This is a genomic window from Fictibacillus norfolkensis (assembly GCF_014836645.1).
GTDB classification, from domain to species: Bacteria; Bacillota; Bacilli; order Bacillales; family Fictibacillaceae; genus Fictibacillus; species Fictibacillus norfolkensis.
Window position 1 is genome coordinate 23,838 of sequence record NZ_JACSQM010000014.1, and the last position, 25,439, is coordinate 49,276.

22 protein-coding genes and 1 tRNA gene are annotated in these 25,439 nt (G+C 41.6%); all 23 read left to right on the forward strand.

Annotation, left to right across the window (positions count from 1 at the left end; all coding sequences use genetic code 11):
* Window positions 1-73: 73 nt before the first annotated feature.
* The 23 genes from H9648_RS19315 to cysK all read left to right on the forward strand — a co-directional run bounded on the left by H9648_RS19315 (window position 74) and on the right by cysK (window position 25,206).
* The gene (locus tag H9648_RS19315; RefSeq protein ID WP_191755353.1) at window positions 74-727 is read left to right on the forward strand and encodes a 50S ribosomal protein L25/general stress protein Ctc; all 654 of its coding nucleotides are present in this window, start codon (window positions 74-76) and stop codon (window positions 725-727) included.
* Between the two features lie 109 nt (window positions 728-836).
* Window positions 837-1,397, forward strand: a complete 561-nt coding sequence (gene pth, locus H9648_RS19320; RefSeq protein WP_191755354.1) for an aminoacyl-tRNA hydrolase — start codon at window positions 837-839, stop codon at window positions 1,395-1,397.
* 64 nt (window positions 1,398-1,461) lie between these two features.
* The gene (gene fin / locus H9648_RS19325; protein ID WP_191755355.1) at window positions 1,462-1,692 is read left to right on the forward strand and encodes an anti-sigma-F factor Fin; all 231 of its coding nucleotides are present in this window, start codon (window positions 1,462-1,464) and stop codon (window positions 1,690-1,692) included.
* 290 nt (window positions 1,693-1,982) lie between these two features.
* The gene (gene mfd / locus H9648_RS19330; protein ID WP_191755356.1) at window positions 1,983-5,522 is read left to right on the forward strand and encodes a transcription-repair coupling factor; all 3,540 of its coding nucleotides are present in this window, start codon (window positions 1,983-1,985) and stop codon (window positions 5,520-5,522) included.
* Between the two features lie 141 nt (window positions 5,523-5,663).
* Window positions 5,664-6,200 carry a stage V sporulation protein T gene (gene spoVT, locus H9648_RS19335; RefSeq protein WP_191755376.1) on the forward strand — a complete coding sequence of 179 codons (537 nt, stop codon included), beginning with the start codon at window positions 5,664-5,666 and terminating at the stop codon, window positions 6,198-6,200.
* Window positions 6,201-6,423: 223 nt separating this feature from the next.
* Window positions 6,424-8,010: a putative polysaccharide biosynthesis protein gene (locus tag H9648_RS19340; RefSeq protein ID WP_191755357.1), complete on the forward strand. Its 1,587-nt coding sequence runs from the start codon at window positions 6,424-6,426 to the stop codon at window positions 8,008-8,010.
* Window positions 8,010-9,452: a bifunctional methyltransferase/pyrophosphohydrolase YabN gene (gene yabN, locus H9648_RS19345; RefSeq protein ID WP_191755358.1), complete on the forward strand. Its 1,443-nt coding sequence runs from the start codon at window positions 8,010-8,012 to the stop codon at window positions 9,450-9,452. The genes H9648_RS19340 and yabN overlap by 1 nt, the downstream gene beginning before the upstream one ends.
* A 127-nt stretch (window positions 9,453-9,579) precedes the next feature.
* Complete coding sequence (locus tag H9648_RS19350) at window positions 9,580-9,852, forward strand: HU family DNA-binding protein (protein WP_066238167.1); 273 nt, start codon at window positions 9,580-9,582, stop codon at window positions 9,850-9,852.
* Between the two features lie 2 nt (window positions 9,853-9,854).
* Window positions 9,855-10,121, forward strand: a complete 267-nt coding sequence (locus tag H9648_RS19355; RefSeq protein ID WP_066390530.1) for an RNA-binding S4 domain-containing protein — start codon at window positions 9,855-9,857, stop codon at window positions 10,119-10,121.
* A gap of 346 nt (window positions 10,122-10,467) precedes the next feature.
* Window positions 10,468-10,776 carry a sporulation protein YabP gene (gene yabP / locus H9648_RS19360; RefSeq protein ID WP_066390532.1) on the forward strand — a complete coding sequence of 103 codons (309 nt, stop codon included), beginning with the start codon at window positions 10,468-10,470 and terminating at the stop codon, window positions 10,774-10,776.
* A complete protein-coding gene (gene yabQ, locus H9648_RS19365) occupies window positions 10,773-11,372 on the forward strand; it encodes a spore cortex biosynthesis protein YabQ (protein ID WP_191755359.1) in 600 nt (199 codons plus the stop codon). Before yabP ends, yabQ begins: the two co-directional genes overlap by 4 nt.
* Window positions 11,373-11,392: 20 nt before the next feature.
* On the forward strand, window positions 11,393-11,752 hold the full coding sequence (locus H9648_RS19370; protein ID WP_137792161.1) for an FtsB family cell division protein: 360 nt from the start codon (window positions 11,393-11,395) through the stop codon (window positions 11,750-11,752).
* Window positions 11,753-11,843: 91 nt separating this feature from the next.
* Complete coding sequence (locus H9648_RS19375) at window positions 11,844-12,287, forward strand: S1 domain-containing RNA-binding protein (RefSeq protein ID WP_066390538.1); 444 nt, start codon at window positions 11,844-11,846, stop codon at window positions 12,285-12,287.
* 434 nt (window positions 12,288-12,721) lie between these two features.
* Window positions 12,722-12,798, forward strand: a tRNA-Met gene (locus H9648_RS19380).
* A gap of 321 nt (window positions 12,799-13,119) precedes the next feature.
* Window positions 13,120-15,615 carry a stage II sporulation protein E gene (spoIIE, locus tag H9648_RS19385; protein WP_191755360.1) on the forward strand — a complete coding sequence of 832 codons (2,496 nt, stop codon included), beginning with the start codon at window positions 13,120-13,122 and terminating at the stop codon, window positions 15,613-15,615.
* A gap of 285 nt (window positions 15,616-15,900) precedes the next feature.
* A complete protein-coding gene (locus H9648_RS19390; RefSeq protein WP_144704837.1) occupies window positions 15,901-16,653 on the forward strand; it encodes a vWA domain-containing protein in 753 nt (250 codons plus the stop codon).
* Window positions 16,616-17,587: a serine/threonine protein kinase gene (locus tag H9648_RS19395; RefSeq protein WP_191755361.1), complete on the forward strand. Its 972-nt coding sequence runs from the start codon at window positions 16,616-16,618 to the stop codon at window positions 17,585-17,587. The genes H9648_RS19390 and H9648_RS19395 overlap by 38 nt, the downstream gene beginning before the upstream one ends.
* A 340-nt stretch (window positions 17,588-17,927) precedes the next feature.
* Complete coding sequence (tilS, locus tag H9648_RS19400; protein WP_318243564.1) at window positions 17,928-19,310, forward strand: tRNA lysidine(34) synthetase TilS; 1,383 nt, start codon at window positions 17,928-17,930, stop codon at window positions 19,308-19,310.
* Window positions 19,311-19,331: 21 nt separating this feature from the next.
* The gene (gene hpt / locus H9648_RS19405; RefSeq protein ID WP_066390553.1) at window positions 19,332-19,877 is read left to right on the forward strand and encodes a hypoxanthine phosphoribosyltransferase; all 546 of its coding nucleotides are present in this window, start codon (window positions 19,332-19,334) and stop codon (window positions 19,875-19,877) included.
* A 42-nt stretch (window positions 19,878-19,919) separates the two neighbouring features.
* Window positions 19,920-21,824 carry an ATP-dependent zinc metalloprotease FtsH gene (ftsH, locus tag H9648_RS19410; RefSeq protein WP_191755363.1) on the forward strand — a complete coding sequence of 635 codons (1,905 nt, stop codon included), beginning with the start codon at window positions 19,920-19,922 and terminating at the stop codon, window positions 21,822-21,824.
* A 629-nt stretch (window positions 21,825-22,453) separates the two neighbouring features.
* Window positions 22,454-23,224 carry a type III pantothenate kinase gene (locus tag H9648_RS19415; protein WP_191755364.1) on the forward strand — a complete coding sequence of 257 codons (771 nt, stop codon included), beginning with the start codon at window positions 22,454-22,456 and terminating at the stop codon, window positions 23,222-23,224.
* Window positions 23,225-23,237: 13 nt separating this feature from the next.
* Window positions 23,238-24,122 carry an Hsp33 family molecular chaperone HslO gene (gene hslO, locus H9648_RS19420; RefSeq protein WP_191755365.1) on the forward strand — a complete coding sequence of 295 codons (885 nt, stop codon included), beginning with the start codon at window positions 23,238-23,240 and terminating at the stop codon, window positions 24,120-24,122.
* 157 nt (window positions 24,123-24,279) lie between these two features.
* On the forward strand, window positions 24,280-25,206 hold the full coding sequence (gene cysK, locus H9648_RS19425; protein WP_066390567.1) for a cysteine synthase A: 927 nt from the start codon (window positions 24,280-24,282) through the stop codon (window positions 25,204-25,206).
* Window positions 25,207-25,439 lie beyond the last annotated feature (233 nt).

The window sequence follows — 25,439 nt, forward strand, 5'->3', positions numbered from 1 at the left end:
ACTTCACGTTTTAAAATCTTTCAGTTCGGGTAATCCTTTAAAGAGACTCGAAATAGGAAAGGTGGATCTCATTATGGCAACGAATCTAACAGTCGAAAAAAGAAATACAGACAAACGTTCGATCTTAACGGAATTAAGAAGTAAAGGGCATTTCCCAGCAAACTTATATGGTTATGGGACTAAAGCTGTAGCTCTATCTGTTGATGAGCCAGAATTTATTAAAGCTTACAGAGAAGTTGGTAAGAATGGCGTACTTAAATTAAAAGTAGATGGAAAGAATTATTCTGTCATGGTACAGGATATGCAAGTTCATCCTTTGAAAAATTCTGTTACGCACGTAGACTTCCTAGCAATTGACTTAAATAAAGAAACAGAAGCAGAGGTGCCGGTTGTTTTAACAGGTGAATCTGTTGGTGTTAAAGAAGGCGGAGTGCTTCAGCGTGTTCTTGCAACTGTAAATGTTAAAGCACTACCTGCTGACTTCCCAGAACAATTGGAAGCTTCTGTAGATGATTTGAATATCGGTGATTCCTTATCTGTTAAGGACTTGCCTACAGGTAAAAAATACGAAATTCTTCACGAGGAAGACGAAGTGATTGCGAGTGTAACTCCTCCAAAACTTCAAGATGAAGAAACAGATGAAGAAACAGAAGAAGCGGATGCTGAAGGAGATGCTCCAGAATCCTCTGAATCTGTTGCTGATGACAGTCAGGAAGAAGAAAAGTAAGACGAATAGAATGAATAAATATAAAAACGCAGCGACCGCTGCGTTTTTATTCTGTTATCCCAATTGTGTATAATGTTTATAAGACAATTGAAGGTAAGGTGAACATAGAGTGAAATTGTTTATTGGGCTCGGGAATCCAGGATCCCGTTTTGATGGTACCCGGCATAATATAGGTTTTGAAGTCATCGATACATTATCAGACTCCTTAAACATCCCCCTGCAGCAAACAAAGTTCAAAGGAATTTACGGAACTGGTGTAGTTAAGGGAGAGAAAGTTTTCTTACTAAAACCGCTAACGTATATGAATTTATCTGGAGAATGTATAGGGCCTTTCATGGATTATTTTCAGATTCCCTTAGAAGACATGATCGTCGTGTACGATGATCTTGATACTGTACCAGGAAAACTAAGACTTCGTACAAAGGGAAGCGCAGGAGGGCATAACGGTATTAAATCTATGATCGCTCATCTTGGCACGCAAGAATTCAAGAGGATCCGCTTTGGTATCGGACGCCCGACGAATCAACAGCCAGTTCCGGATTTTGTATTAAACCGTTTTTCTAAAGAGGAACTCGTAGATATCGAACATGGTATCGACCGATCTGTGAAAGCTTGCGAAGCTTTTCTAGATACAACGTTTGATAAAGTTATGAATAAGTTTAACGGCTAAAGAATAGATTACACATGTTCCGCTCATAATGGTTAGTATAATGCTAACCGAAAGGGGACTGTGCATGGCTATTCATTACCGGTGCAGGCATTGTAAAACACATGTTGGTTCAATAGACCATCATACTGTTAATGCTGCACAGCTTGGATTTGAAACATTAAGTAACGAAGAACGGCAGGAATTACTCTCCTATAAAGAGAATGGAGATATAGAAGTAACAACGACATGTGAGGATTGTCAGGATACGCTAGAACGTAATCCGGAGTATCATACACTGAAATCCTTTATTCAATAAGGTAATGCTTTGGCCACAGCCTATTTAAGCGGGCCAAAGCCTTTTTCTGTTTAAAATGCTGACACAAAATAGATTCTTTGCTTTAGATTTTGCTGCATCATAGCAAAGTTGATTGTAGTGCAAGGTGCGAGACTCCTGGGGGATCAGCGGGACAGGTGAGACTCTTAATAGCGCATAGCGCTAAGAGGCTCACCGCACGCCCCCCGGAAAGCGAGCATCCTGGAACGGAGATCAACCACTTTCAAAGCAATAGAACCAATGACTAGCACTTGTGAGAGGGGGAGTAAGAAATGCTTGGATTGAAGAAATATTTTAGTCAGGGAGAAGACTTTAAATCGATAATGGATGGCATTAATGGAGGACTGAAAGAACAACTTGTCGCTGGTCTTTCAGGCTCTGCTCGAACGATGCTTATCAGCAGTCTTCACGAGAATACAGGGAAACCTCAACTTGTCGTGACCCATAATCTGTTTCAAGCACAAAAACTATATGAAGATCTAACTTCTCTTTTATCTGAAGATGAAGTTTATTTATATCCTGTAAATGACCTGATTTCATCTGAGATGGCTATATCGAGTCCTGAATTGAAAAGCCAAAGAATTGAGGCTTTAAATCAGCTGAGTCGGTCTTTTAAAGGTGTCATCATCACGCCTGTTGCAGGGTTAAGACGATACTTGCCACCCGTTGAGGTCTGGGAAAAAGCTGGTCTTTCTTTTCAGGTAGGTGAAGACATCGATTCAGATGAAGTCTTAAAAAAATTAGTTGCGATGGGTTATGAACGTTCATCGATGGTTCAAACACCGGGAGAATTTAGTGTTCGTGGTGGGATTATTGATATTTATCCGCTTACTGAAAAGAACCCTGTTCGAATTGAGCTTTTTGACACAGAGATCGACTCTATCCGATATTTTGAAGCAGAAACACAACGTTCACAGGATAAGGTAAAGACAATTTCCATTGCACCAGCTGAAGAACTTATTCTTTTTGATGAACATTATAACAGCGCTGCAGATCGCATAGATGCGAAGTTAGCCTCTACTTTAAAAAATATCAAAGATGATGCACTTAAAGAAACACTCGTTGAAAATATCAGCTATGAAACAGGAAGGTTGCGCGAAAAGCAGCAGTTTCAGAGCATGTATAAATACGCATCCCTCTTTTACGATGAACCGGCGAGTCTTTTGCAATACATATCACCTAATAGCTTAGTGGTAATGGATGAGATCGGCCGTATTCAGGAAACGAGTCAGCAGCTAGATAAAGAAGAAGCAGAATGGCAGACGGCACTTCTTGAGCATGGAGAGCTGGTACAGGACCTTACGATCTCGCCTGATACAAACGGGTTGCTTGGTGATAAAAAAGCGTTCCCTATTATCTATCTATCTCTGTTCTTAAGACATGTTCCTCACACACAGCCTCAAAATATTTTGAACGTAGAATGTAAGAGCATGCAGAATTTCCACGGTCAGATGAATGTATTAAAAGGTGAGATGGATCGTTGGAAGAAGCTTGGGTTTGCGATCGTTTTTATAGCGATGAACAAAGAGCGTGCAACTCGGCTGGAACGCGTACTTGCAGATTATGAGATGGATGCAGGTATCATTGGAGCAGATCAGAACATTCAGCCGAAAACGAGTCAGATCTTACTTGGAGATCTAGGAAGCGGATTTGAATCTGTGAAGCAAAAGCTCGTTGTAATCACAGAAGAAGAAGTATTTACGAAAAAAGCGAAACGTCCTGCAAGAAAACAGAAGATGACGAACGCAGAGCGAATCAAGAGCTACTCAGAATTAAAAGTTGGCGATTATGTCGTTCACGTGAATCACGGGATCGGTAAATACTTAGGAATCGAAACGCTTGAGATCAAAGGGGTTCATAAAGATTATCTGCATATTAAATATTCCGGAAACGATAAGCTGTACGTGCCCGTTGAACAGATCGACCAAGTTCAAAAATATGTAGGCTCTGAAGGCAAAGAACCTAAGATTTACACTCTTGGCGGTAGTGATTGGAAGAAAGTTAAGAGCAGAGTTAAGTCTTCGGTTCAAGATATTGCAGATGATCTCATCAAACTTTATGCAGAGCGTGAAGCAAGCAGAGGATATGCATTTGCAGAAGATGGTGCAGAACAAGGTGAGTTTGAGGGAAGCTTCCCTTACCAAGAAACGGACGATCAGCTTCGTGCCATCGAAGAGATCAAAAAAGACATGGAGGGCATCCGTCCGATGGATCGTCTTCTTTGTGGAGATGTAGGTTACGGAAAAACGGAAGTGGCGATCCGTGCAGCGTTTAAGGCGATTATGGACGGTAAACAAGTAGCGTTCCTTGTTCCTACTACAATCTTAGCTCAACAGCATTTTGAAACGTTTCGTGAGCGGTTTTCTGAGTTTCCGATCACGATCGGCAGTTTAAGCCGTTTTCGTTCGAAAAAAGAGCAGAATGAAGTGCTTAAAGGATTAAAAGCAGGCACGGTCGATATAGCGATCGGAACACATCGCCTGCTTTCTAAAGATGTTCAATATAAAGATCTAGGCTTGCTTATCATTGATGAAGAGCAGCGTTTTGGAGTTACGCATAAAGAAAAGATTAAAACGCTAAAATCAAACGTGGATGTGCTTACGTTAACGGCAACACCTATACCGCGTACACTCCACATGTCGATGCTGGGTGTTCGTGATCTCTCTGTTATTGAAACACCACCTGAGAATCGTTTCCCGGTTCAAACATATGTGATGGACTATAATGGTTCTCTTGTTCGAGAAGCGATCGAACGGGAGATGGGCCGCGGCGGGCAAGTGTATTTCTTATATAACCGTGTGGACTCAATCGAACGAATGGCAGAGCAAATCTCGATGCTTGTTCCTGATTGCCGTGTTGCCTATGCTCACGGTCAGATGTCTGAGAATGAGCTGGAAAGTGTCATGCTGGAGTTTTTAGAAGGAAACTATGATGTGTTAGTATCTACAACGATCATCGAGACGGGTGTAGACATTCCTAACGTAAATACATTAATCGTCTACGATGCGGATAAGATGGGGCTCTCGCAGCTTTATCAATTAAGAGGGCGTGTTGGCCGTTCCAACCGTGTTGCTTATGCGTATTTTACGTATCAACGAGATAAAGTACTAACAGAAGTTGCGGAAAAACGTCTGCAGGCGATTAAAGAATTTACCGAGTTAGGATCAGGGTTTAAGATCGCGATGCGAGATCTTTCCATTCGTGGTGCGGGTAATCTTCTAGGTGCCCAGCAACATGGATTTATCGACTCGGTAGGTTTCGATCTATACTCGCAGATGCTTGAAGAAGCGATTCAAGAAAGAAAAGGCAACAAGCCGAAAGAAGTGGAAGAAGACGTTGACCTTAACATTGAGGTGGATGCTTACATTCCGACGAATTATATTGGTGACGAAAAGCAAAAGATCGAGATGTACAAACATGTACGTGCGGCGAAAGCTTTAAAAGACATATCCGACTTGCAAGAGGAATTTATCGACCGTTTCGGTGACTACCCAGTAGAAGTCGAATGCTTGCTTTTAGTAGCGGGCATTAAACTCCGTGCAAAACGAGAAGGCGTTAAGCTGATCGAACAGAAGCAGGATACGGTGAACATGATTCTAAATGAGAAGACAACTTCATTGCTTGATGGCGGAAAGATGTTCGAGATTGCCAATAAGATCGGCCGACATGTAAATCTTGGCATGCAGGGTAATCTCATGAAAGTGATTATTAATCGAAAACGAGTAAAAGATTTGGATCTGTTAAAGCAGATCGACCTTTTCCTAAAAGAAATGAAGCATGCTAGGAAAGAAAAGACAACAAATACACCATAAATTATAATAACCCTCTCTTTCGTGAATAGAACAGGAGATGTAACAAATAATAAACCTAGGAAATGGAACATTCTTTCAGTGAAGGAACCATTTTGGTACATCAATGATTCATCATCATCCGAAAGAGAGGGCATTATCTATATGAAAGCAACTGGTATCGTTCGTCGTATTGATGACCTAGGGCGCGTTGTCATTCCAAAAGAAATCCGCAGAACACTTCGGATTCGTGAGGGAGACCCGCTTGAGATCTTTGTTGACAGAGATGGAGAGGTCATTTTAAAGAAATATTCTCCAATCAATGAGCTAGGCGACTTCGCAAAAGAATATGCAGAGAGCCTTGCAGACAGTACAGGTCATGTTGTGTTAATTGCTGACCGTGATACATACATTGCGGTAGCTGGCGGATCCAAGAAAGATTATCACAATAAAAGCATCGGTAAAGTAGTAGAAGCTTCTATGAGTGACAGAAAGACGTTAGTAGAGCCGAACGGAACGGAAGCTGAGCTGATCGATGGGATTAAAGAAAACACTTCTCACGTGATCGCGCCGATTATCGCAGGTGGAGACCCAATCGGAGCTGTTGTTATGATTGGTAAAGAAGGAAAGAAGCTTACAGAACTTGAGCAAAAACTTGCTGAAACTGCAGCGGGGTTTTTAGCAAGACAGATGGAGCACTAAGAAAGAGCGATTTATGCTCTTTCTTTTTTTGCGCGCATTTGGAATAGCTTGATATCTGTTTCAAAAATCGCTTTCCCTAGGCAGAAATGGATGCGCATCGTATATCGCCGGGCGATATAGAGTGACTATGGTATAATATCTTGAATTATGTTCATTTAAAACAGGACGTGTCGACTTCTGTCGTCCCGGGAAATATATATGTTATAAATATTGAGGTTGTTTTATGAAAACAAAGAACTATTCCGTATGGGAAGGGGCTATGCTGCTGACCGCAGCTGCCATTATCGTAAAATTACTAAGCGTTGTTTATCGGATTCCTTATCAGAACATGACCGGTGATTTTGGTTTCTATGTGTTTCAGCAAGCTTATCCGTTTTATGCGATAGCCGTTGCTATTGCCTTTACAGGTTTTCCGATGGCTCTGTCAAAAATGATCGTGTCAGAGAAGAATAAAGATGATCATTTGATCAAAACAGCAGCGTGGACTTCTGTTAGTTTAGGTTTTGTATCGTTCCTATTTTTATTTTTAGCGGCACTATTCATGGCACAATGGATGGGAGACCGGCATCTAGAACTGCCGATCAAAGTGATATCTGTTCTTTTTCTGTTTATTCCGCTCTCTGCTTTTTTTAGGGGGACCTATCAAGGGTTTGGCGATATGCAACTGACAGCTGTTTCGCAGTTGATCGAACAGACTATAAGAGTTTCAGGCATTTTACTCTTATCTTATTATTTCGTTTTAAAAGGGTACTCCAGTTATGAAACAGGAGCAGCAGCGCTCTTTGGGTCAGTTATCGGTGCGCTCGCATCAGGATTGTTTCTTTTGTATTTTTGGAAAAAAGGTGTAGCGGCCCCTTATAGCCGGGAGGCAAGATTTAGTTTTCTATATGCCGCAGAGCTATTAAAAACGAGTATCTATCTGTCATTAAGCGCACTGATCTTAGCGTTGATGCAGCTTGTTGATGCCTTTCTCTTCGTTAACGTTTGGATAGAAAGCGGCATGGAAGCTTATGATGCAAAACTTCTGAAAGGCGTTTTTGACCGCGGTCAGCCTCTTCTTCAGTTAGGAACTGTACTAGCCGCATCTGTAGCACTTGCTGTAGTACCAGAGATGGCGTCACTTGCAGCAGAAAAGAAACAAAAAGAGATTCGAACGCTTGCCAAGCTCTCCGTGAAAATTTCTATCGTTTTTGGCGGGGCAGCGGCAATCGGGCTTATCTTTATTATGAAATACCTCAATGTTATGCTGTTTAAAAATGATGATGGATCGCTTGCTCTTGCTATCCTCTGTATTTCGATTATTTTTGTATCCATCATCTATACGACCACAGGACTTTTACAAGGAATCGGTCATGGTCGGTATGCGGCATACACCGTTCTTATCGCGGTATTGATAAAAATACTTGGCAACCTGTTGCTCATTCCTTCTTTCGGTATGGAAGGGGCAGCTGGATCTACCGTGCTGGCTACAATGGCTGCAGCGATTGCACAGCTATTGAAGCTTCAATTCGTTACAAAGTTTCTAACCGGAAGAAGAAAAAGAACACTCCTTACACTATTCATCTCTCTGTTCTTGATGGGTACCGGTGTATGGACATGGATCTATATGGCGGAAAACTATTTATTCATGGCAGATACTCGCTTTGAAGCGATGCTGATCAGTATCAGTGCTTCATTTATTGGTGCAGTGATCTATATTCTCTGTATCTTGGTATTTAAAATATTTTCTCAAAATGAATGGAACTCCGTTATTCATTCTATTGGTTTTATTCAAAAAGTGTTTAAACGTCTTAAAAAAAGGAGACCATGATGACGAAGAAGATTACGATTATCGGGTTAGGTGCAGGAGATTTAGACCAGATGACACTTGACATCTACCGCATGTTAGAATCAGCTGAAAAAGTATACGTACGAACGATTCATCACCCTGCGATCGAAGAATTAATGAATCAAGGAAAACGCTTTGTCGCATTTGATGAAATCTATGAAAAACATGATCAGTTTGAACCGGTGTATGAAGAAATTGCTGAAACCTTATTTGCGCAGGCTGAGGAAGAAGGCCATGTCCTTTATGCTGTGCCAGGCCACCCGTTAGTTGCGGAGCAAGCGGTACAGATTCTTCTTCATAACAGTGAGAGTAAAGGCATCGAGGTTTCGGTAGCTGGCGGAAAGAGTTTCCTTGATGAAATGTATACGGCACTAAAGATTGATCCGATTGAAGGGTGCCAGATTCTTGACGGAACTTCATTAAAAAAAGACGAGGTTCAGATCAGGCATCACCTTGTAATCGTACAAGTATACGACAACTTTATCGCTTCAGAAGTAAAGCTAACCTTGATGGATAAGTATCCCGATGATTATGAAGTAACAATCGTTACAGCAGCAGGCAGTGCTGAGGAGTCTATTAAAATTGTACCGCTATATGAGCTAGATCAGTCTGTTACATTGAATAATTTAACTGCCGTGTATGTTCCTCCGGTAAAAGAAGAAGAACTGCTGTACAGAGACTTTGCGTTCTTAAAAAATGTCATTGCTCGACTGCGTGGTCCGGGAGGCTGTCCGTGGGATCAGAAGCAAACGCATGTGACGTTAAAGAAGTATTTGATCGAGGAAGCTTATGAAGTGTTAGAGGCGATTGATGAAGAAGACGATGATGCTCTGGCTGAAGAATTAGGCGATGTGCTGCTGCAAGTTCTGCTTCACGCACAAATTGGTGAAGATGAAGGTTTCTTTGTTTTAGAAGATGTGATTGAAACGTTAACCGAAAAGATGATCCGTCGCCATCCTCACGTTTTTAGCGATGTTTCTGCAGAGGATGCAGATCAGGTTGTTGCGAATTGGGATGCGATTAAATCACAAGAAGCAGGAAAAGAAGATCGTGACTCTTTATTAGATGGCGTACCAAAGGGAATTCCGGCTATCCAAAAAGCGTTTCTTTATCAAAAAAAGGCAGCGAAAGTTGGATTCGACTGGAGGGAAGTTGAACCGGTAGTCGATAAGATCTTAGAAGAATTAAAAGAGTTTCAAGAAGCTGAGGGCGATGAACAGCAAAAAGAATTAGGAGATCTGTTGTTCTCTGTTGTGAATCTAGCCCGTTTTTACAAGATTGATCCGGAAGAAGCTCTAAATGAAACAAATCGTAAATTCAAGAAGCGTTTCAATTACATCGAGCAGGAACTAAAGAAGCAAAGTCTCTCTTTTGAGGACGTCACTTTAGAAGAAATGGACCGTCTTTGGAACGAGGCAAAATAATTTTTTTTTCAACAAAGAAGGATTATAGTGAAAAATAGAGAATATTTTCTCGAGAAATATCGTGAAACCCTTAATTATAGGGGGTTTCTAGCGAAATCTTTGATAGAAACTTTAGGAGGTAATTAAAATGAACAAAAATGAATTGGTAACAAATATCTCAGAAAAGTCAGGACTTACTAAGAAAGACGTAGAAACAGTCGTTAATGGCGTAATCGATGAAATCACTTCTGCACTAAAAGACGGAGACAAAGTACAGTTTGTTGGATTTGGAACTTTCGAAACTCGTGAGCGTTCTAGCCGTACTGGCCGCAACCCTCAAACAGGTAAAGAAATTCAAATTCCAGCAGCAACTGTTCCGGCATTTAAAGCAGGAAACAAGCTGAAAGAAGCTGTTAAGTAAGCATGCGCTTAGATAAATTTCTGAAAGTCTCGCGCCTGATCAAGCGGAGAACCGTGGCGAAAGAGATTTCAGATCAAGGACGTATCTCCATTAACGGATTGCAAGCGAAGGCTTCCTCTGATGTAAAAGTAGGGGACGAGCTTGCGATACGTTTTGGTCAAAAGCTTGTGAAAGTTAAGATCAACGAGCTTAAAGATACGACAAAAAAAGAGGACGCGGATAACATGTATACCGTCCTTGAAGAAAACCGCATCGAAACGACTGAGTAAAGAACCTGATTTTTTCAGGTTCTTTTCTTTTTGCTGTTTTCGCAATCTTTGTTGCTCCTGGAAGTGGTTGATTTCTGCTTCAGGGGGCTCGCTTTCCGCGGGGCAGGCGGTGAGCCCTTTGCCGCTTTGCGCCCTAAAAGGTCTCACCTGACCGCTTGTCCTAGCCGAGAGTCTCCCACCTTACACTTCAATCAACTTGCAATGAAGTGAGTGAAAAGAGACCCAAAGGTAACAACCTTATAGAAAATACATCAATGGTTGCTCCAAGACATTCAGCAATTCACACAGCTTGTTCTATTCTCTACTCTTGTCTCATACATTTGTATGGAATAGAGGAGGGGAATGTATGGACCAACGATATGATCTGAATGGATATAATCAAAAAGTGAGCACACCCAACCACGATGTGAGAATGATAGGAAGAAAGAATTTAGAGATCACGGGTGTTAAGCAAGTAGAAAGTTTTGATAATGAAGAGTTCTTGCTTGAGACAACTATGGGTTTTTTAGCGATCCGCGGGACAAATTTGAAGATGAAGAATCTTGATGTAGAATCAGGTGTTGTGAATATTGAAGGAAAAGTATTCGATCTTGTTTACCTGGACCAGCAGACCGGTGAAAAGACTAAAGGCTTCTTCGGCAAACTGTTCAAATGACCTTAACCGTACAGTTTGAAACGATGCTTTCTATGGTTTTTATGGGAATCTGGATCGGAATGGCTGTCGATACGTACAGCCGATTCATCCATGAAAAGCGAAAGTGGCATTGGCTTCACTTTTTTAATGATTTGATGTTTTGGCTGGTACAGGCTTTGCTGGTCTTTTATGTCCTTCTACACGTGAATCACGCGGAGATTCGATTTTATATTTTTATTGCTCTCATTTGCGGTTATGCGGCGTACCGAGCACTTTTTGAACGAATCTATAAAAAGATACTTGAGTGGATGGTATCGGCGGTCGCCTCACTTTTTCGTTTTTTATACCGTTTACTTAACTCTTTAATCGTTATGCCGATAAAATGGTTAATTATGCTCATATCCGCTATTCTTTTATATGTACTTAACATCTTGCGGAAAATTATTATGCTACTATTCATGATTCTTTTTTCTCCTTTTAAGTGGGTTGGAAGACTCATATGGCGTTTCATACCAAAGCAAAAATGGTATAATTTAAAAGAGAAATATTCAAAATTAGCAGGGTTTTTCATTTCTGCGAAGAATAAAGTCAGCAATTGGAAGGGAAAAAAGAAGTAAAGGAGGGGAACAGCGAACAAATGCGCCAGAAAAAAATAACAGAGATTCACTCACAATACATCCAGAATAAAGAGCGTCATGAGCAAGTGATCGCTAAACGTAAGCGTGGTTTATACAGGCGCTTAACGGGGGCTTTTATCGTATTTTCCTTTTTTGCTTTTTTAATTATTACGGGTATTGCAGAACAGCTCTCCCTTTTAAATGAAAAACAGATGGAACAAAAAGAATTAAGCGACGAATACAAAGCTCTTTTAGAAGAAAAGGCACAACTTAAAGATGAAGTGAATAAACTAAAAGACGAAGAATACATTGGAGAAATCGCCAGACGCGACTTTTTTATGTCAAAACCTGGTGAAACAATCTTTAAACTTCCAGAATAAAGCATAAAGCGTAGATTGACACGCAGATTTTTTCGATTGTATAATAAGTAATGATATCTTAGGAGATTTTTTAAGGAGGAGCATTTTTTGCATGTCAATTGAAGTAGGCAGCAAGTTGCAAGGTAAAGTTACTGGGATTACTCATTTTGGAGCGTTTGTAGAGCTGCCAGGGGGTACAACAGGACTCGTGCATATTAGCGAAGTTGCGGATAATTACGTAAAGGACATCAACGAATTTCTTAAAGTTGGTGATCAAGTCGAAGTTAAGGTTATGAGCGTCGAAAAGGACGGGAAGATCGGTTTATCTATCAAGAAAGCAAAAGAGAATGTTGCATCTGCTAGTAGACCAGCTCCTGCAAGAGGCGGATTTAACAAATCTCGCAAAGGTCCTAACCGAGGCGGTAACAACCATTCAACGGCATTATCTTTTGAGGATAAGATGAACAAATTCCTTAAAGATAGTGAAGATCGACTCACTACTTTAAAGCGTAGTACTGAATCAAAAAGAGGTGGCCGCGGCGGCCGAAGAGGATAATTGTTGCATTTTTAATGCTCATTCATCTATATATATGGCTAGCACTCTATTCTTTATGAATAGGGTGCTTTTTTGTTTGTTGGATATTTTGTTTTCAAGTGAGAGTCATTCAAGAAGCACGTAAGTTGTTGATCTCCGTTACAGGTTGCTCGCTTTCCGGGGGGCGTGCGGTGAGCCTCTTAGCGCTCTGCGCTGTTAAGAGTCTCACCTGTCCCGCTGATCCCCCAGGAGTCTCGCACCTTTCACTCCAATCAATCGCCAAGAAGAAAAAAAGCCTTAAAACCTCTTTTGTCTAAAACATTAATTTGTAAGCGTGAATAGCAGCGAAAACCATTTATAAATCTCGCGACAAAAAACTTTTTCGACAAATTTTTAAAGAACCGTTGACAGAGTACCCAGATAGATGTAATATACTACTTGTGTCTTTTACAAATGGCGGTGTAGCTCAGCTGGCTAGAGCGTACGGTTCATACCCGTGAGGTCGTGGGTTCGACTCCCTCCGCCGCTACCATTTTTAATTTTGACATCTACATACAAACGTACAAGAGCATCCGTCAGCGGGTGCTCTTTTTTTCTTTTTTTGCAATCCCCATCAAAATAATTATAAACATCTATCCTTTTATATTTTTCTTCATAATTCTCCTTAATAACTTCAAAAATGAAACTTCCTTTTCTCTTTTTGTAAAAATGTTGTCCGCTTTTGCTCTTCTTTCGTGAAATAGTGGAGAAGTCCGTCGATAAGTTTTTAAAACCTTAACTGCTCTTTTGACAAAATCTTTGTTCTAAACCTGTTTATAATGGTTACACAAATTGGAAACGGGTGGTGTATGGGATGTGGCAAAAGGTAGAACAAGAAGTACTCGAACCGATTAGAGGAATGGTATGGGTAGAAAAGAGCCAACAGGCGGTAACGAAGACGAGTAAGAGATGGCTTCAGATTTTGAACCAGAGCATTTTTAACTGGAGAATGCTGTTGTTTGGAATTGGTTTTTTGTTAGGACGAGCTATGATTCTAGCTGAGATGTCTCCATTTGCTTTACCTTTTGCGGCTAGTGTGTTCGTTTTGAGAAAAGAACGGACAGGCATTGCTGTCTTTGCAATTTTAGCGGGGGCGATGTCACACCAACCGATGAACGCTTTGTTTTTTATCAGTGCCTTACTCGTATATGCAAGCCTTCAAAAAGGAGTAGATCTATTCATAAAGAATCGGATGCAAAGTCTTCCTTTATTGGTTTTCGGTTCTTCCTTAATCACGCGAACCGTGTTCTCCATGTTTGGTGAAGGAGGATTAGAGCGGGTCGATACGATGCTTGCGCTAGTTGAAGGAGGACTGAGCTTAGTCCTTACGTTAATCTTCTTACAAAGCATACCGCTATTAACGAATAAAAAGATTCCACAATCGTTAAAAAACGAAGAGATTGTCTGCTTGATGATTCTTCTTGCTTCTGTCATGACCGGAACGATTGGTTGGCAGATTAATGATGTTGCCATAGAACATGTTGTTTCGCGTTACTTAGTATTGTTGTTTGCTTTTGTGGGAGGCGCTGCGATCGGTTCTACTGTTGGTGTTGTTACAGGTCTGATCCTAAGCCTCGCGCAAGTGGCAAGCCTTTCTCAAATGAGCCTTTTAGCCTTCTCTGGACTGCTTGGTGGCCTTTTGAAAGAGGGTAAGCGATTTGGCGTAAGTCTCGGGCTTATCATCGGAACCGTTATGATCGGTTTATATGGTGAGGGAAGATCTGAAATCACATCCACATTGATGGAATCAGGGTTTGCAGTTCTGCTCTTCCTATTAACACCGAAGACTGCGATCAGCAACATTTCAAAATATGTACCAGGTACAAGAGAACATTCCATGCATCAACAGCAATATTTGAAGAAGATTCGCGACGTGACCGCGAGTCGCGTTGAGCGATTCTCAAGCCTCTTCCAAGCGCTCTCACATTCGTTCCAATCAGTAGGTTCCTCTTTAAATGAGGAAGAGAGCACACGTGAAGTGGATCTTTTCTTAAGCAACATTACAGAAAAAACGTGCCAGACTTGTTTTAAGAAGGAACAGTGCTGGGCGCAGAATTTCACAACGACTTACGACTTGATGACTAGGCTGATGGTCGAGCAAGAAGATTATAGTGATATTAAGGATCGAAAATTAAAGCGGGATTGGGAAAAACATTGCATCAAACCTGAAAAGATAACCGATCTCATGAAAAAAGAACTAACGCAATATCGAGCTTCTCAAAAATTGAAGATTCAAGTGCAGGAAAGCCGCCGTTTAGTCGCGGATCAGCTGATGGGCGTTTCACAAGTGATGGGCGATTTCGCAAAAGAGATACAGCGAGAGCAAGAGAACCATCAAATTCAAGAAGAGCAGATCAAAGACTCTTTGGCTCAAGCAGGAATTGATGTAGGCCATGTGGATATTTACAGTCTAGAAACGTCTAATGTCGATATTGAAATGACGATTCCTTCTTGCAACGGCTCCGGAATCGCTGAGAAGCTTATCGCGCCAATCTTATCCGACATATTGGAAGAGACGATTCTCGTGACGCATGAAGATTGCGCAAACTATCCGACTGGCTTCTGTCATCTATCTTTTCATTCAGCGCGAGAATATGTAGTTGAAACAGGAATTGCTTCAGCAGCTAAAGGGGGAGCGTGGCTATCGGGGGATAGCCATTCGACGATAGAGATCGGCGCTGGGAAGTTCGCTGTTGCGATTGCAGATGGAATGGGTAACGGAGAACGAGCGTTCATTGAAAGCAATGAAACGCTGCAGCTTCTGCAAAAAATTCTTCAGTCTGGTATTGATGAAGAAGTGGCCATTAAGTCAGTTAACTCAGTGCTCTCGTTACGTACAACAGATGAAATATTTTCTACGCTGGACCTTGCGATGATCGATCTGCAAGATGCTTCTGCAAAATTCTTAAAGATTGGTTCAACGCCGAGTTTTATTAAACGCGGAGACCAGATCAAAACAGTGGAAGCGAGCAACCTGCCGATGGGCATCATTCGAGATTTTGATGTCGACGTTGTTGATGAACAGCTGAAAGCAGGAGATATCCTCATCATGATGAGTGATGGAATATACGAAGCTCCACGTCATATCGAAAATATTGATGCGTGGCTGAAGCGAAAGATCAGAGAGATCGATACAGAAGATCCGCAAGAGATAGCAGATCTGATCATGGAAGAAGTGATTCGTTTAGGAAATAACGGAATCGAGGATGATATGACGGTCGCTGTAACAAAGATCGAAAAGAATATTCCTAAGTGGGCAACTGTTCCGCAATATCCGAAAGTCGCGATCAACCGAAAGAAAGCTCAATAGTTTATGAGAATAAGAGGCCGTTCTTTTCTTTGGAAAAGAGCGGTCTTTTTTGTTTGTAGTCGCTCGCTGTTGTGAGTGGACAGTATTTTCCCAGAAGTGGACAGTAAAATTCAATAAGTGGACAGTAAATAGTGAAGACTAGACAGTATTTATGTAAAAGTGGACAGTATTCCCGCTCCGACTTCATTTAGTGATTATGTTTCGCGGTCTTTTTTGCGTATAAACCATTCCATTCTTGACGAAGATGGTAATAGTTAAAATTCGTACTTGAGAGGGGTTTGCGTTATGCGAAACAAAGGAACGCTGCGTCAAATTTTATTGATTACAGATGGTTGCTCGAATCAGGGTGAAGATCCGATCGCAATGGCTGCACTTGCTAACGAACAAGGAATAGCTGTAAACGTCATTGGCGTACTGAATGAGAATGCACCAGAGTATCATAGACAAGGTTTAAAAGAAGTAGAAGAGATCGCGATGGCCGGCGGTGGCATCAGTCAGGTAGTTTATACGAAACAACTCGCACAAACGGTGAAAATGGTCACTCAAAAAGCAATGGCCCAAACGATAAAAGGTGTTGTTAATGCTGAACTGCAACAGATACTTGGAAGTCAGTCTACCATGGAAGATCTTCCGCCAGACAAACGAGGAGAAGTCATTGAAGTTGTCGATGAGATGGGAGAGACCATGAACCTTGAGATCTTAGTGTTAATTGACGCTTCGGGATCAATGGAAGACAAGATGTTAACGGTTCAAGAGTCTCTGCTTGATCTATCCATCTCGTTGAACTCGAGAATTGGAGATAATGAATTTGCACTCTATGTTTTTCCGGGCAAAAGAACAGAGGCAGAAGAACTTTTAAACTGGTCGTCAAAACTAGAATCGATCGGCAAAACATTTTCAAAGATTTCACTTGGCGGGATCACACCGACAGGTCCTGCGATAAAAGAGGCTATAGCGGCTTTTGGCCGTAAACGATCGTCAAAAAGGAGATTCTTGTCCGATGATGCCCCAGGATATACGAACGAGTCCGGTATGTAACTTAGCAGTTGGTGATGAATTACGCGGTAAGTGGAATCATTCCAGATATCGAATTCGGCGCCGTTTAGGGTATGGAGCAACAGGTGCCGTATACTTAGCTGATTCAGATCGAGGGGTGGTCGCACTTAAGATCGGGCATGATCAGATGTCAATTACATCTGAAGTCAATGTGCTGAAGCGTTTTTCTAAGGTCCAGGGGAAAGTCCTTGGACCTTCTTTAATCGATGTCGATGACTGGGTGACGAAAACTGCCACATATCCCTTTTATGCGATGGAATATTTAAAAGGAGAGACACTCTTTGATTTTATGAAGACAAAGTCTCCTGAATGGGCTGGAATCTTGCTCGTACAGCTGCTTACAGATCTTCATACCCTTCATCAAGCGGGATGGGCGTTCGGTGACTTGAAGCCTGACAACCTGCTTGTGACGGGCCCGCCTTACCGAATCCGCTGGATCGATGTTGGAGGAACGACTGTGATGGACAGGTCGATCAAAGAATACACAGAATTCTATGATCGAGGATATTGGGGTAAGGGAACTAGAAAAGCTGAGCCGTCGTATGATTTGTTCTCAGCGGGGATGGTGATGGTGAATCTAGCTTATCCTTCACGTTTTACGAAAAACGGAGATCCCGATAAACAGTTTCAGGCTAAAATAGCAGGCAGCCCAATGCTTAAGCCATACGCGCCTATCTTACAAAAAGCATGGAACGGCAAATACCGCAATGCAGAAGAGATGAGAAACGAGCTCGTTCTTTTATTGAACGCTAATGATAAAGCAAGATCTCCTCAAACACAAAGGAATTCAACACAAAAACCAGCATCAAGACAAGCGCAAAAGAAAAAGAAAAGCAGCTTTATCGTAGAAACATTTTTAGTCTTCACGTTTGTTTTCGTTGTGTACTTTTTTTATATGCTCGGTCAAACGATGTAAATAGTGTTCGTTCCTGCAATTCTTTGTTATGATTTTAAAAGGCGTTTTCGTAGAACTTCGTTGCTCTTGGAAGTGGTTGCTTTCCGTTACAGGTTGCTCGCTTTCCGGGGGGCGTGCGGTGAGCCTCTTAGCGCTCTGCGCTGTTAAGAGTCTCACCTGTCCCGCTGATCCCCCAGGAGTCTCACACCTTGCACTTCAATCAACTTGTTATTAAAGAGACCAAATGAAAGATCTAACAGAGAAGAATATTTATATTCAGCCTAGTCTTTTGGATTAACAAGTCAACGAAACAGGCCTTGAAAAAATACGGAAAATGAAGGAGCGGTTTACGTTGCAGGAAGTGGAGAATTTTATTAAAAGACACCAGCTTCTTTCAGCTCCTCAAACTGTAGTGATCGGTGTTTCCGGAGGACCAGATTCTTTGGCATTGCTTCATTTTTTATGGAGAAGGTCTTCCAATTACAAAATTAAGATCGTCGCTGCCTCGTTCGATCATCGCTTAAGGGGTGACGAGTCGGCATCAGAACTCGCGTATGTTAAGAGCTTTTGTGACGAGCGGAATATTACTTTTGAAGGTGATAGCTCAGATGTTGCAAGCTATCAAGCAGAGCATAACTTGTCTTTACAAACTGCTGCTAGGATCTGCAGGTACAATTTTTTTGAGAACGTGATGAAAAAACACCGTGCAGAGGCGCTCGCTTTGGCTCATCATGGCGACGATCAAGTGGAAACGATGCTCATGAGGATGACGAGGGGCAGCGAAGGATTTAGTTCCGCTGGCATCCCGGTGAAACGTCCTTTTGCTACAGGTAAAATAATTCGTCCTTTTTTAGGAATAACAAAAGACCAAATCGAGCATTATTGTAAAGTAGAAAACCTGTTTCCCGTTTATGATTCAAGCAATGAAAGTGATAAATATGTTCGGAATCGCTTCAGAAAAAAAATTCTGCCTTTTTTAAAACAAGAAAACCCTAACGTGCATGAAAGATTTCAGTATTTAAGTGAAACTATTTCCGAAGATGAAGCGTATATATTGAAACTGGCTGAAATAGAGTTAGAAAAGGTTTTAATCAGGCGAACAGAGGGGAAAATAGAGTTATCTGTATCTGCTTTTAACAAGATGCCTATTCCTTTACAAAAAAGAGGGATTACACTAATATTGAACTATCTGTATAAAATTAATCCTTCATCTCTTTCCTCTGTACATAAGGAAAACTTTCTTAGTTTGCTCGGAAGGGAGCATCCGTCCGGAATGTTGCATTTTCCGTCAGGTTTAGTAGTCAGGCGAACTTATGACAGATGTTTGTTAAGTTTTGAGCATAACGTCAAAAATGACGAAGGGTCATATGACTTTTCACTAGAGCTGCCCGGTTTTGTAGAATTGCCGAATGGACGTATAACTGCTGAAATAACAGATTGTGAACCCGCTTTACAAAGAGGAAAAGATGTTTTTGTGTTTTCAATGAAAGAGGTTGATCTCCCGTTACGAGTTCGCACCCGAAAACCAGGTGACCGGATGGCGATTGCCGGCGTCGGTTCTCGGAAATTAAAAGATATATTTATTGATGCTAAAGTGCCGCAGGAAGAAAGAAACGATTGGCCGATTGTTGTTGATGCAACTGGAAAGATCATTTGGCTTCCGGGGCTAAAACACATTAGACGTCATCAAATAAATCCATCAGAACTTTGGGTTATCCTACGCTTTCATAAAAAATCGCCATGACGTCTAGGAGGCTTGTTGAACATGCATGATGAAATTTTAGAAACACTTATTTCCGAAGAAGCTATTCAAAACAAGATTAAAGAACTTGGTAAAGAGCTTTCTGTGGAATATAAGGAACGCTTTCCATTGGTGGTCGGGGTTTTAAAAGGTGCTCTACCTTTTATGGCAGACTTGATCAAACGTATGGATATCCATCTTGAGATCGATTTAATGGCAGTGTCCAGCTATGGTGCATCTACCGTTTCTTCCGGTCAAGTTAAAATTGTTAAAGATTTAGATACTTCCTTAGAAGGTCGAGACGTTATCATTGTAGAAGATATTATTGACAGTGGTTTAACGCTCAGCTATCTCGTTCAACTGTTTAAGGCCCGTAAAGCAAAGTCGGTTAAGATCGTTACTTTGCTGGATAAGCCTACAGGACGTAAGGTTGATATCGCGCCAGATCTTGCTGGGTTCATCGTTCCTGATGCTTTTGTTGTTGGTTATGGATTGGACTACATCGAGAGATACCGTAACTTGCCTTACATTGGCGTTTTAAAGCCAGAGATTTACGAAAAGAAAGAATAGAACACCGCATAAGATTTGATTGTTCGCCTAAGGAGGTAAGGAATGAATCGCATCTTCCGTAATACTATATTTTATTTATTAATCTTTTTAGTTGTGGTTGGAGTTGTCAGCTTTTTTAACGGCAACAACAACGAAGTCAAAGAAATTCGTTATGATCAGCTGACTAAGTACATCGAATCAGGCAAAGTGGAAAGCATCGTTTACCAGCCTGAGGGTGGCGTATATGTTGTCCGCGGCCAGCTTGAAGGAGCTAAAGAAGGAGAAGTATTCCAAACGAATGCTCCTCTAACTGGCAACACATTGGCTGAGATTGAAAAGCTTGCTGATTCATCAAATGTTGAATTTAAACAGCAAGAACAGACGAGTGGCTGGGTGACGTTCTTCACCTCAATAATTCCGTTTGTCATTATCTTTATCTTATTCTTCTTCTTGCTTAACCAAGCACAAGGCGGCGGAAGCCGTGTCATGAACTTTGGTAAGAGTAAAGCAAAACTTTACAACGAAGAAAAGAAAAAGGTTACGTTTAAAGACGTAGCTGGTGCTGATGAAGAGAAACAAGAGCTTGTTGAAGTTGTTGAATTCTTAAAAGATCCGCGTAAATTCTCTGTGCTAGGTGCGCGTATTCCAAAAGGTGTTCTTTTAGTAGGACCTCCAGGTACTGGTAAAACACTTCTTGCACGTGCAGTAGCAGGAGAAGCTGGCGTTCCTTTCTTCTCGATCTCAGGTTCTGATTTCGTTGAGATGTTCGTCGGTGTCGGTGCATCACGTGTTCGTGACTTGTTTGAAAATGCTAAGAAAAACGCACCATGTATCATCTTCATCGATGAGATTGATGCGGTAGGTCGTCAGCGTGGAGCTGGTCTTGGCGGAGGTCATGACGAGCGTGAGCAAACACTTAACCAATTGCTAGTTGAAATGGACGGTTTCGGTGCTAATGAAGGAATTATCATTATCGCAGCTACCAACCGTGCTGATATTCTAGATCCAGCCCTTCTTCGTCCGGGACGTTTTGACCGTCAGATTCCGGTAAACCGTCCAGATGTAAAAGGACGTGAAGAAGTACTTCAAGTGCATGCGCGCAATAAGCCGCTTGCAGAAGACGTTAATTTGAAAACGATCGCGATGCGCACTCCAGGTTTCTCTGGTGCGGATCTAGAAAACTTATTGAATGAAGCAGCATTAGTAGCTGCTCGTACGAATAAGAAAAAGATCGATATGGATGACGTTGATGAAGCGATCGACCGTGTTATTGCAGGACCTGCGAAAAAGAGCCGTGTGATTTCTGAAAAAGAAAAGAACATTGTTGCTTATCATGAAGCGGGTCACACTGTTATCGGTCTAGTTCTTGAAGGAGCTGACACTGTTCATAAAGTTACCGTTGTCCCTCGTGGTCAAGCAGGTGGTTACACAGTAATGCTTCCGAAAGAAGATCGTTACTTTATGACAAAACCTGAATTAGAAGATAAGATCGTTGGACTTCTTGGAGGCCGTGTAGCTGAAGAGATCACGTTCAAGGAAGTAAGTACAGGAGCTCATAATGACTTCCAGCGTGCTACTGGAATCGCTCGCCGCATGGTAACAGAGTTCGGTATGAGTGAACGCCTAGGGCCGATGCAGTTCGGTTCATCACAAGGCGGTCAAGTCTTCTTAGGAAGAGACTTCAATAACGAGCAGAACTATAGTGATGCAATCGCGCATGAAATTGATTTAGAAGTTCAGCGTATCATCAAAGAATCTTACGAGCGTTGCCGTCAGATCCTTACTGAGCATAATTCTAAATTAGAAATTATCGCTCAAACATTGCTAACTGTAGAAACGCTTGATGAAGAACAAATCAAAGAACTCGTTAAAACAGGTAAATTACCTGACAGAAAAACAATTTCTAACCCATCTGATGATGTTAAGGTAACACTTAACAAAAAAGATGAAGAGCCAAAACAAGATTAATTTTTAAAAAAAGGATGCCTCAGAGATGAGGTGTCCTTTTTTGTATGGATTGCGAAAGTAGTTGATTTCCGCTCCAGGTTGCTCGCTTTCCATGGGGCGAACGGTGAGCCCCTTGCCGCTTTGCGCCCTTAAGGGTCTCACCTGCCCGCTCGTCCCATAGGAGTCGGCAACCTTACGCTACAATCAACTTGTCAATGAAGATAATATAAAAACATCCATAAGCAACAACCCTTTAGAAAACATCTTTTTAAGAAAACTTAACTATTTGATTTTGTTTTTGTCCTTTATCTTCAAGGAAAAGCTTATAGGAGTGGAAGAATTAAGACTACTAGAGAGGCGGTTGGTATTTTGGATTATTTTGTTCTTTCCCTTCACTGACAGTTGATTGGAGTGTAGGGTGCGAGACTCCTGCGGGACAGGCGGGCGGGTGAGACACTTAAGAGTGAAACGTCCAAATGTGGCTCACCGCCTGCCCCGCGGAAAGCGAGTGCCTGTAACGGAAATCAACCACTTTCAAATAACACCTTGAATCAGCGAAACTCTCCCCAATAAGCCGCCTTGCTTTACACCTATACGTTTTATGTTATAACTATTATAGAAACTTAAGATAAGAAGCGGGGACAAATTCCATGATTTTTGTGTTTGATGTCGGAAATACGAATATTGTTTTAGGACTCTATGAGAATGATGAACTGAAGCATCATTGGAGAATTCATACATCACGTGAAAAAACAGAAGATGAGTATGGCATGCTTATACTTGATCTGTTCCGCCACGTTAATATTCATAAAGAGCAGATTGAAGGTATCATTATATCTTCGGTTGTTCCGCCAATCATGTTCGCCTTAGAGCGTATGTGTGTGAAATATTTTAACCAACGTCCATTAGTAGTGGGGCCAGGTATTAAGACAGGGTTGAATATTAAATATGAAAACCCAAGAGAAGTAGGAGCAGACCGAATTGTTAACGCAGTTGCTGCTATTCACGAATATGATGCACCGCTGATCATCGTTGATTTTGGTACAGCTACTACGTATTGTTACATCAATGAAAACAAACAGTATATGGGTGGAGCGATTGCGCCGGGTATCAATATCTCTACAGAGGCTCTTTATACGAAAGCTGCCAAGCTACCGCGTATTGAGATTGCTAAGCCTGAGGGTGTGATCGGAAAGAATACGGTGAATGCGATGCAAGCGGGTATTCTCTATGGATATGTAGGACAAGTAGAGGGTATTGTAAAAAGAATGAAAGAACAGTCTGAGGTTGAACCAAAAGTAATTGCGACCGGCGGACTTGCGAATTTAATTGCAGCGGAAAGCAACGTGATCGATCATGTTGATCCATTTTTAACATTAAAAGGTCTATTGCTGATATATGATAAAAATAAGAATAGTTAAAGGGTGAGTTTTAATGAATGATTATCTAATTAAAGCCCTTGCTTATGATGGGCAGATCCGAGCTTATGCGATCTCTTCTACTGAGATGGTAAGTGAAGTACAAAGAAGACATGATACATGGCCAACAGCTTCGGCTGCTTTAGGAAGAGCGATGACTGCTTCGACCATGATGGGTATGATGCTAAAAGGTGAAAACAACAGCATAACGGTGAAGATTGAAGGCGGCGGCCCAATCGGAGTGATCATCGTAGATAGCAATTCAAAAGGTGAGACACGTGGTTATGTAACGAATCCTCATACTCACTTTGAATTGAACAGCAAAGGAAAGCTAGATGTAGCAAGAGCGGTAGGAAAAGACGGATTCTTATCAGTTTTAAAAGATATCGGAATGCGCGAAAAGTTCACAGGACAAGTGCCGATGGTTTCAGGTGAACTAGGAGAGGACTTTACGTATTACTTTGCTTCTTCTGAACAGGTGCCTTCTGCAGTAGGTGTTGGTGTTCTTGTGAATCCGGACAATTCGATCAAAGCCTCAGGTGGTTTTATCGTACAAGTGATGCCGAATGCTTCGGATGCAATCGTTGATTTACTCGAAGAAAGAATCAACGCGATTCCTCCGATTTCTCGATTGATCGAAAAAGGGATGACACCGGAAGAAATTTTATTTGAGCTTTTAGGAGAAGACCAAGTCCAGATTCTTGAGAAATCTCCAGTGCGTTTTCAGTGTACATGCTCACATGATCGTTTTGGGCAAGCGATCGTAAGTCTGGGTGAACAAGAGATCTCAGATATTATAGAAGAAGATGGCCAAGCAGAAACGAACTGTCAATTCTGTAACGCCACTTATATTTTTACAAAAGAAGAACTACAAACCTTGCTTGATCAAGCAAAAGCGTAAACCCGGACTTTTCTCCGGGTTTTGTTTTATACATGAAATAAAAATATCTGCGTACCATTGTAATAGATGATCTGTGTATGCAATAAAATTGACAGAGTATTTCCAGGGTTGCTACAATTAATCCAATAAAAATACTCGGTTTTAGGAGTGATGGCAAATGGCAAGAGTGGCGCAATCAATCACAGACCTGATTGGTCAAACCCCTGTAGTGAAATTGAATCGCATTACATCAGAGGATATGGCAGATGTTTACCTGAAGTTAGAGTTCATGAATCCGGGAAGCAGTGTAAAAGACCGTATCGCATTAGCAATGATTGAAGATGCAGAGAAAAGCGGAAAATTAAAAGCAGAAGATACTATTGTTGAACCGACAAGTGGTAACACAGGTATTGGTTTAGCAATGGTTGCTGCAGCAAAAGGATACAAAACGGTCCTTGTTATGCCTGAAACGATGAGTTTAGAAAGAAGAAACCTGCTGAGAGCTTATGGAGCAGACCTTGTCCTTACACCTGGACCAGAAGGAATGGGCGGAGCGATTAGAAAAGCTGAAGAACTAGCAAAAGAAAAAGGTTACTTCATGCCACAGCAGTTTAAGAATGAAGCGAACCCTGCGATCCACCGAAACACGACTGGTCAAGAGATTGTCTCACAATTTCCTGATGGTCTGGATGCTTTCGTTTCTGGAATCGGCACAGGTGGAACAATCACAGGTGCGGGTCAGGTCTTAAAAGAAAAATACCCAGAAATCAAGATCTATGCGGTGGAACCGACTGATTCTCCGGTATTGTCTGGTGGTAAACCAGGACCGCACAAGATACAAGGAATCGGTGCGGGTTTTGTGCCTGACATTTTAAAAACAGACATCTACGATGAAGTTTTAACCATCTCAAACGATGAAGCTTTCGAATGGGCGAGAAAAGCAGCGCGTGAAGAAGGGCTTTTGGGCGGCATTTCTTCTGGCGCAGCTATATCGGCAGCGTTAAAAGTTGCTAAAAAGCTTGGTAAAGGCAAAAAGGTATTAGCAATCATCCCAAGTAATGGCGAACGTTACTTAAGTACTCCGCTGTACCAATTTGAAGACTAATTCTTTTAGGAAGCTCCCTTTTGGGGGCTTTTTTTGTTAGGTGTGGGGGTATAGGGATGGTTGGAGGTAGTCGAATATTGTCAACTCGCCGATATATGTTCAAAACTCGCGGGATTATTGATAAATCTCGCTGGAATAACGCTGAAATTTCCTGAATTATTGCTGAGATTTCTCGAATTACGCCGTGTATACCCCACTCCGTATTGGTTCTCTTCTCTTAAAAGAGCTTTTAT

Coding starts and splice junctions, on each gene's coding strand:
- H9648_RS19315 (WP_191755353.1), top strand. CDS start 74: ATGGCAACGAATCTAACAGTCGAAAAAAGAAATACAGACAAACGTTCG.
- fin (WP_191755355.1), top strand. CDS start 1,462: ATGGCTATTCATTACCGGTGCAGGCATTGTAAAACACATGTTGGTTCA.
- mfd (WP_191755356.1), top strand. CDS start 1,983: ATGCTTGGATTGAAGAAATATTTTAGTCAGGGAGAAGACTTTAAATCG.
- spoVT (WP_191755376.1), top strand. CDS start 5,664: ATGAAAGCAACTGGTATCGTTCGTCGTATTGATGACCTAGGGCGCGTT.
- H9648_RS19340 (WP_191755357.1), top strand. CDS start 6,424: ATGAAAACAAAGAACTATTCCGTATGGGAAGGGGCTATGCTGCTGACC.
- yabN (WP_191755358.1), top strand. CDS start 8,010: ATGACGAAGAAGATTACGATTATCGGGTTAGGTGCAGGAGATTTAGAC.
- H9648_RS19350 (WP_066238167.1), top strand. CDS start 9,580: ATGAACAAAAATGAATTGGTAACAAATATCTCAGAAAAGTCAGGACTT.
- H9648_RS19355 (WP_066390530.1), top strand. CDS start 9,855: ATGCGCTTAGATAAATTTCTGAAAGTCTCGCGCCTGATCAAGCGGAGA.
- yabP (WP_066390532.1), top strand. CDS start 10,468: ATGGACCAACGATATGATCTGAATGGATATAATCAAAAAGTGAGCACA.
- yabQ (WP_191755359.1), top strand. CDS start 10,773: ATGACCTTAACCGTACAGTTTGAAACGATGCTTTCTATGGTTTTTATG.
- H9648_RS19370 (WP_137792161.1), top strand. CDS start 11,393: ATGCGCCAGAAAAAAATAACAGAGATTCACTCACAATACATCCAGAAT.
- H9648_RS19375 (WP_066390538.1), top strand. CDS start 11,844: ATGTCAATTGAAGTAGGCAGCAAGTTGCAAGGTAAAGTTACTGGGATT.
- spoIIE (WP_191755360.1), top strand. CDS start 13,120: ATGTGGCAAAAGGTAGAACAAGAAGTACTCGAACCGATTAGAGGAATG.
- H9648_RS19390 (WP_144704837.1), top strand. CDS start 15,901: ATGCGAAACAAAGGAACGCTGCGTCAAATTTTATTGATTACAGATGGT.
- H9648_RS19395 (WP_191755361.1), top strand. CDS start 16,616: ATGATGCCCCAGGATATACGAACGAGTCCGGTATGTAACTTAGCAGTT.
- hpt (WP_066390553.1), top strand. CDS start 19,332: ATGCATGATGAAATTTTAGAAACACTTATTTCCGAAGAAGCTATTCAA.
- ftsH (WP_191755363.1), top strand. CDS start 19,920: ATGAATCGCATCTTCCGTAATACTATATTTTATTTATTAATCTTTTTA.
- H9648_RS19415 (WP_191755364.1), top strand. CDS start 22,454: ATGATTTTTGTGTTTGATGTCGGAAATACGAATATTGTTTTAGGACTC.
- hslO (WP_191755365.1), top strand. CDS start 23,238: ATGAATGATTATCTAATTAAAGCCCTTGCTTATGATGGGCAGATCCGA.
- cysK (WP_066390567.1), top strand. CDS start 24,280: ATGGCAAGAGTGGCGCAATCAATCACAGACCTGATTGGTCAAACCCCT.